Below are 6243 nucleotides of genomic sequence, written 5' to 3'. Positions count from 1 at the left end.
TCTCTTGTTTTATATCATATTCGGTTTATAAAAGTTACTTACTTCTTAAAACCGTAGTTTGTTAAAGAACATCAACCCTTTGCGACGTTTGTCACTCAAATTGGACGGGAATTATAATAGGTTTTTTTGCCTTTGTCAAGTGCTGGGAATTAAATTTAGCTTAAATTTTGAAATTTTTAGAGTTTTTCAATAAATCCTGTATTTGCATGTACCTTAATGCCCGATATATCGCCTTTTTTAGATATAAAATTTATAATACAATCTTCGTTTAATAAATATGAAGACTCATCGTTTTCTTCTGTACTTAACCTTGAATAGACTTTTCCATCACTTCCAAATGATAATTGTCCTATTGATGAAGTAGTACTATTACATGTCATACTTATATTTTTTATTCCAAATTTTTTAGTTAATAAAACATATTCACTATTGGAATTATTTTCTTCACAACTATTTGATGAGTAAATATATTTTTTACTAAGTGGGTCTTTTAAACTCTCATCTGCGTTTGGATGTCCGGTCATATTTGTATCACTATATATAGAATAATAAATACCACCAACATTTTCACTACAATTAAAAAACTTCAACGTCCATCTTTTTCTAAACCATTTTGGATTTGATAAATCATATTTATCATCAATAAAAGCTTGTAGTTTTGTTTGATTTAAATAAAGTACCAATCTATCTATTGCTACTTTAAATTCTGGTTGAGTATTTTTAGGCAGAAGTGAATATGAAAAATATGATATTAATAGTATTACAAATATAATTTCAAATAAGAAATATGATTTTTTATTGTTTGATTTTTCGCACATAGATATCTAATAAGTCTTTATTAAAATACTTTATTATAAATTTTTGATCATACTTTATTGGATCATACAAAGAAACAAAATAATCATTACCTTTTACAATGCCATAGAATTCTAATCTTTTTTGAAGTTTTCTGTCAAAAGTTTTTATATTATTAATCTTATTCTTTTTTAAAATCTTTGCAATATCTTTTGCAAAATAATAATTATATGCAAAATGTTTTTCTGGATTATCTAAAATCAAATAAAGTGGTTTATTATATAAAAGTAAAAAGGTATTAATAAAAAGAAAAAAAAGAGATAATTTTATAATATTATAATGTATCCTTCTAAATTCTGGTAACCTAACTCTTAATGAATGCATAAATAATTTCAACATAATTGGTAGCGATATCACAACATATGGAGCAAAATCTTCTATATAAATTTTTTGTCTAAAAGAAAATAAAAGAGAAAATATCATAGCCGTAATTGAAATATACCAATATATTGAATGCGTCCCTTTAATTCCAACTCTATACAATGAATAAAAGAAATATAAAAATATTAATGGAGAAAAAATTGAAGCATATATTCCAAAAGTATCTAATAGATAACTTCTTGGTTTTCCAGTAGATTCAAATCCATAAATATACATTGATAAAGCAAATAAAATCAAAGATATTATTAACAATTTATTTTCTTTTTTATTTAATGAATAAAAAAATAATGCTAAAAAGAAAACTGCAAAGGAATTATCCACAAATAAAAAGAAGAATAACAAATAGTAATTATGCTTTGAATAAAGTTTATAATAATATAAATATATTAAGGTACAGAATATAACAACAATTGAACTATTTATTAATAAAGAAGCACTAACAACTCCAGGAAGAAACATAAATATAAGTACATTAAATAATCTATCTATTTCTTTTTTAAAATAATCCTTAGTAAGTAAATACATTAATATAACGCTAAAAACATAAAGTATAATAAAAGGAAGTCGAATAGATATATCATTACTCCCAAAAAAATATGTACTAGATTTTGTTATATAAGATAAAACAGATTTATTTACTAAAACATTTAGTGCTTCATTATATGAAATGCTTAAACTATTGGCAACAAAAATTAGTACAACAAAAAAGGTGGCTAAGGTTATTCCAAAGATATAGTTGTAAAATTTTTGTTTAATCATTATATTTTTAAGAAGTTACCAATTATTTCATATCCATATTCACTCATGATTGATTCTGGATGAAATTGAACTCCATAAATTTTTTTACCTTCAATTTCCAAAGACATAATTTCATTATCATCTAAACTTTTAGAGGTAACTTTAATACAAGAGGGTAAATTATCTTGCATAACAGTTAATGAATGATATCTAGTTTGAGTAAATTCATTTGGCAGTCCATTAAATAAAATTGTATCATTTAAGACTTTTACTTTTGAGATTTTTCCATGCATCATGTTATCTGCTCTAACAACTTTTGCACCAAATACTTGTGCAATACTTTGATGTCCTAAACAAATACCAAATATAGGTTTTTTATCAGCAAAATATTCAATGACTTCTAAACATATTCCTGCATCATCTGGAGTTGCAGGGCCTGGAGAAATTATTATCTTTTCAGGATTAAGTTGTTCAATCTCTTCCACGCTTAGTTCATCATTTCTTATTACTTTTAAATCAGCACCTAACTCTAAACAATATTGCACAATATTATATGTAAAAGAGTCATAATTATCAATCATTAATATCATTTTCTCATTTTCCTTATTTAAAAATATATTATATCAAATTTACTTTATAAAAGTATTATAAACAATAAATATAATGATAATGATTATTGTAACTAAGAATATACTAAGTTTTAGTTTTATATTATTCATAGTTTCAAAAATAAAAGGGGCAACATGTTAAAAAAATTAGGAATCAGTATATTAATATTTTCAAGTTCATTATTTGCTACACAAGAAGTAAATATCTATTCACATAGACATTATGATACAGACAAAGAACTATTTAAAATGTTTGAAAAAAAAACTGGTATAAAAGTAAATATAGTAAAAGCTGAAGCAAAAGCTTTAATTAAAAGAATACAAACAGAAGGAGAAAAATCACCTGCTGATGTTTTAATAACAGTTGATGCAGCAGGATTATACAAAGCTAAATCTAGTGGTTTGTTACAAACAATAGAATCTGATATTTTAGAAAAGAATATACCAGCTCAATTAAGAGACAAAGATAACCAATGGTTTGGATTAACAAAAAGAGCAAGAGTTGCTGTATACAAAGTTGGATCGGGGATTAAAGATCAACTATCAACATATGAAGAATTGGCAGATCCAAAATTTAAAGGTAAAATAATGGTTAGATCTTCTAATAATGCATATAATCAATCACTTTTAGCAGCAGTTATTGCACATCATGGGGAAGAGTTTGCTTTAAAATGGGCTAAAGGAATTGTTGCAAATATGGCAAAAGAACCAAAAGGTAATGATAGATATCAAGTAAAAGCTGTAGCTAATGGCATTGGTTCTATTGCTATTGCAAATACTTACTACATAGGTAAAATGGTTGATAATAAAGATAAATCACAAGCTCAAGCGGTAAAAAAAGTAAAAATCTTTTTTCCTAAATTTGAAAATGGGGGAACTCATATAAATGTTAGTGGAGCTGGAGTTACAAAATATGCTCCTAATAAAGATAATGCTATAAAATTTATAGAATTTTTAGCAAGTGCTGATGCACAAAGAATCTTTGCAGAAGGTAATTTTGAGTATCCAATTTTAAAAGATGTTAAAGCATCAGAATTAGTTCAATCATGGGGAACATTTACTGATGATACAATTTCTATCAATACTTTAGGAGAAAATAACGCAAAGGCTGTTAGAATCTTTGACCAAACAGGATGGAAATAAAAATTTCAATAGATAAGTAGTGTAATAATACACTACTTATTTTGAATAAACTATTTAAATTTATTTTTTACCAATAAAATCTTTTTCCTCAACTTCTTCTAAAATCTTACCTGCAATTTTTTGAGTCTCTTCTGCAATTTCATTACTTAAGTTAGCCACACTTGCATTTTTTTGCGTTTGTTGGTCTAAAGTTGCTACTGCATCATTTATTTGTTCAATTCCCATTCTTTGCTCTTTACTTGAAATTTCAACATTTGAAATTAATCCTAAAGTTTGTGTAATATTTTCTTTTAATTCTGCATAACCATTAATCATTTGATTTGAGATATTTTTACCTTCGTTTGCTTTTACTGTTGCTTTTTCTACAAGCTCTTTAATTTCTTTTGCCGCATCTGCACTTCTTGAAGCTAGATTTCTCACTTCAGCTGCAACAACAGCAAAACCTTTTCCAGCTTCTCCTGCAGTTGCCGCTTCTACTGCAGCATTTAGGCTTAAAATATTTGTTTGAAATGCAATTTGATCAACGACAGTAATTGCTTCACTAATTGCAATAACTTCATTATTTATACTATCCATTGAGATTGTTGTTTTATTTGCTAGATTTTCACCATCTATAGCAGATTTAGATACTTTATTTGCAAAAGAAACCATTTGTAAGATATTTTCTGCACTACTTGCAATATTTGAAGTGATTTCTTCAATTGCTGCTGCTGTTTCTTCTAAAGAAGCAGCTGATTCATTTGAAGCAGTATTTAGTATTGCTACATTTTTTAAAAGTTCTTTTGCAGAACTTTGTAGATTTAGACCATTATTCATATTATTAACTAACATTTCATTAATAGTGTCAGCTAAAGAGTTTAATGCAATTGCAACTTTTCCATTTGGATTCTTTATTCTATGTGTAAAGTTCATATTTTTCAACTCATTTAATGCAGAATCAATATCATTTAGATTGTTATTTATTTTACTAGAAATAGAATCAATCATCTCATTAAAAATATTTTTCAACTCTTCTAAACCTTGATTCTCAGTTTTTTGAGTAACTCTTGTACTTAAATTTCCAGAGTTTACAGCCATTACAACATCTTTAACATTCTCAATGACTTTTTCATCTTCTTCAATTAATTGTTGTGTCTTCTCAATATTAATATTTACAATATTAGCCATTGTCCCTATTTCGTCTTTATTACTAATAACAATTTTTTCTACAGCAGAAGTCTCTTTATTTAAATAACTAAAAAAGTTAAGTAATCCATTTTGAAATGTGCTTAAAGGATTAGTTATTTGTTTATTTATAAAATATACTACAAATAAACCTACAATAAATGAAACAATAAGAGCTATAAGTAAGATTCCAAATACAATTGATTGTATTTTTTCATCTGACTCTTTTTGCATTTTATTAATATTTGCTTCTATTTCATCTGTATATGCACCTGTTCCTATCATCCACTTCCATTCATCAAATCCTATACCATATCCTAATTTTTCGTACAACTTTTTATCATTTGGTTTGATAAAATTATATTTTACTAATCCACCATCTTTTTTTGCTAAAGAAATCAAATCTCTTATATGTGCTGATTTCATAAAGTTTTTACCAACATTTTGTGGTTTAATAGGATGCATAACATTATTTCCATCATAATCATATATAAAGAAATAACCATTATTATTTTTACCGTATCTCATTGCTTTTATAGTTGACAAAGCTTCTGCTTGTAATTTTTCAGTGATATTATCTAAATATGAACCTGTTCCAATTACCCATTTATAAGGTTTAAATAATTTTACAAATGCGACTTTTTCTCTTGGAGGTTTATTGGGAACAGTTTGTTCATATGAAACTAATCCTTGCCCATTTTTAATTGCTAAATCAATGAAATTCAAAATATGAGGTTTGGGATATCGTTTTCCTTCTTTTGCTTGATTTATTGGGTGTTTTAATACAATTGCATCTTCATTATAAACAAAAAAATAGCCATTATTTGTACCATATCTTGCAGAACCTACTGCATCTAGTAAAATTCTTTTCAGCTCTTCATCTGAAACTTTTCCATTAAATTTTTTATACAAATCTTCAAGCATAAAAAATAAAAAATTCATTTGTCCTTCTAAATCTTTTTTAATATTTTCTTTAATAATATTAATATCTGATTTTTTATAATATTCTACTGCTACATTTCTAGCAAAATCAACATATGATTTTAACTCTTTCTCTTGTTCTTCATATGCATTCTTTTTATAAGTTGCAATATTCTCTTTTGTTAATTCATTTAATGAATAAATAGATTTAACTGCTATTAGACCTGCTACTATTATTATAGTAAATATTATTATCAAAAGTAATTTACTTTTTATTGATAAATTCTTCATCTTTATCCTTTTCATTTATTAACCAAATATTAACATAAAAAAGCAAAGAAAAAAGAACCAAAGTCACTTTTTTATCGCTATAATTAGTGATAATCATTCTTATTATTAAGGATAAGCAAAGTTATTTTTTCTTATAATCATT

At 25.7% G+C, this 6243-nt stretch carries 5 protein-coding genes; 1 reads left to right on the top strand and 4 read right to left on the bottom strand.

The window, feature by feature from the left end; genetic code table 11:
• Positions 1-176 precede the first annotated feature (176 nt).
• The 3 genes from CRU95_RS03180 to CRU95_RS03170 are packed head-to-tail and all read right to left on the bottom strand — an operon-like array spanning position 177 to position 2564.
• A complete protein-coding gene (locus CRU95_RS03180; protein WP_129099690.1) occupies positions 177-818 on the bottom strand; it encodes a type II secretion system protein in 642 nt (213 codons plus the stop codon).
• Positions 796-1995 (bottom strand): glycosyltransferase family 39 protein, encoded by a 1200-nt coding sequence (locus CRU95_RS03175; protein WP_129099689.1) that lies wholly within the window; start codon positions 1993-1995, stop codon positions 796-798. The genes CRU95_RS03180 and CRU95_RS03175 overlap by 23 nt, the downstream gene beginning before the upstream one ends.
• Positions 1995-2564 (bottom strand): aminodeoxychorismate/anthranilate synthase component II, encoded by a 570-nt coding sequence (locus tag CRU95_RS03170; RefSeq protein ID WP_129099688.1) that lies wholly within the window; start codon positions 2562-2564, stop codon positions 1995-1997. The genes CRU95_RS03175 and CRU95_RS03170 overlap by 1 nt, the downstream gene beginning before the upstream one ends.
• Before the next feature lie 153 nt (positions 2565-2717).
• Here CRU95_RS03170 and CRU95_RS03165 point away from each other — a divergent pair, with 153 nt between their 5' ends.
• Complete coding sequence (locus CRU95_RS03165) at positions 2718-3725, top strand: Fe(3+) ABC transporter substrate-binding protein (protein ID WP_129099687.1); 1008 nt, start codon at positions 2718-2720, stop codon at positions 3723-3725.
• 60 nt (positions 3726-3785) lie between these two features.
• Here the strand turns inward: CRU95_RS03165 and CRU95_RS03160 are convergent, their stop codons facing one another.
• Entirely contained in the window at positions 3786-6101 is a 2316-nt protein-coding gene (locus CRU95_RS03160) for a methyl-accepting chemotaxis protein (RefSeq protein ID WP_129099686.1), read from the bottom strand.
• Positions 6102-6243: the final 142 nt, after the last annotated feature.

The organism is Arcobacter sp. F2176, from assembly GCF_004116465.1.
GTDB classification, from domain to species: domain Bacteria; phylum Campylobacterota; class Campylobacteria; order Campylobacterales; family Arcobacteraceae; genus Arcobacter; species Arcobacter siniprincipis.
Note: the sequence above shows the minus strand (reverse complement) of the source record. Positions and strands in the feature narration are given on the sequence as shown.

Bases quoted from the DNA above. Each gene is read 5' to 3' on its own strand.
- CRU95_RS03180 (WP_129099690.1), bottom strand. From the start codon at position 818: ATGTGCGAAAAATCAAACAATAAAAAATCATATTTCTTATTTGAAATT.
- CRU95_RS03175 (WP_129099689.1), bottom strand. From the start codon at position 1,995: ATGATTAAACAAAAATTTTACAACTATATCTTTGGAATAACCTTAGCC.
- CRU95_RS03170 (WP_129099688.1), bottom strand. From the start codon at position 2,564: ATGATATTAATGATTGATAATTATGACTCTTTTACATATAATATTGTG.
- CRU95_RS03165 (WP_129099687.1), top strand. From the start codon at position 2,718: ATGTTAAAAAAATTAGGAATCAGTATATTAATATTTTCAAGTTCATTA.
- CRU95_RS03160 (WP_129099686.1), bottom strand. From the start codon at position 6,101: ATGAAGAATTTATCAATAAAAAGTAAATTACTTTTGATAATAATATTT.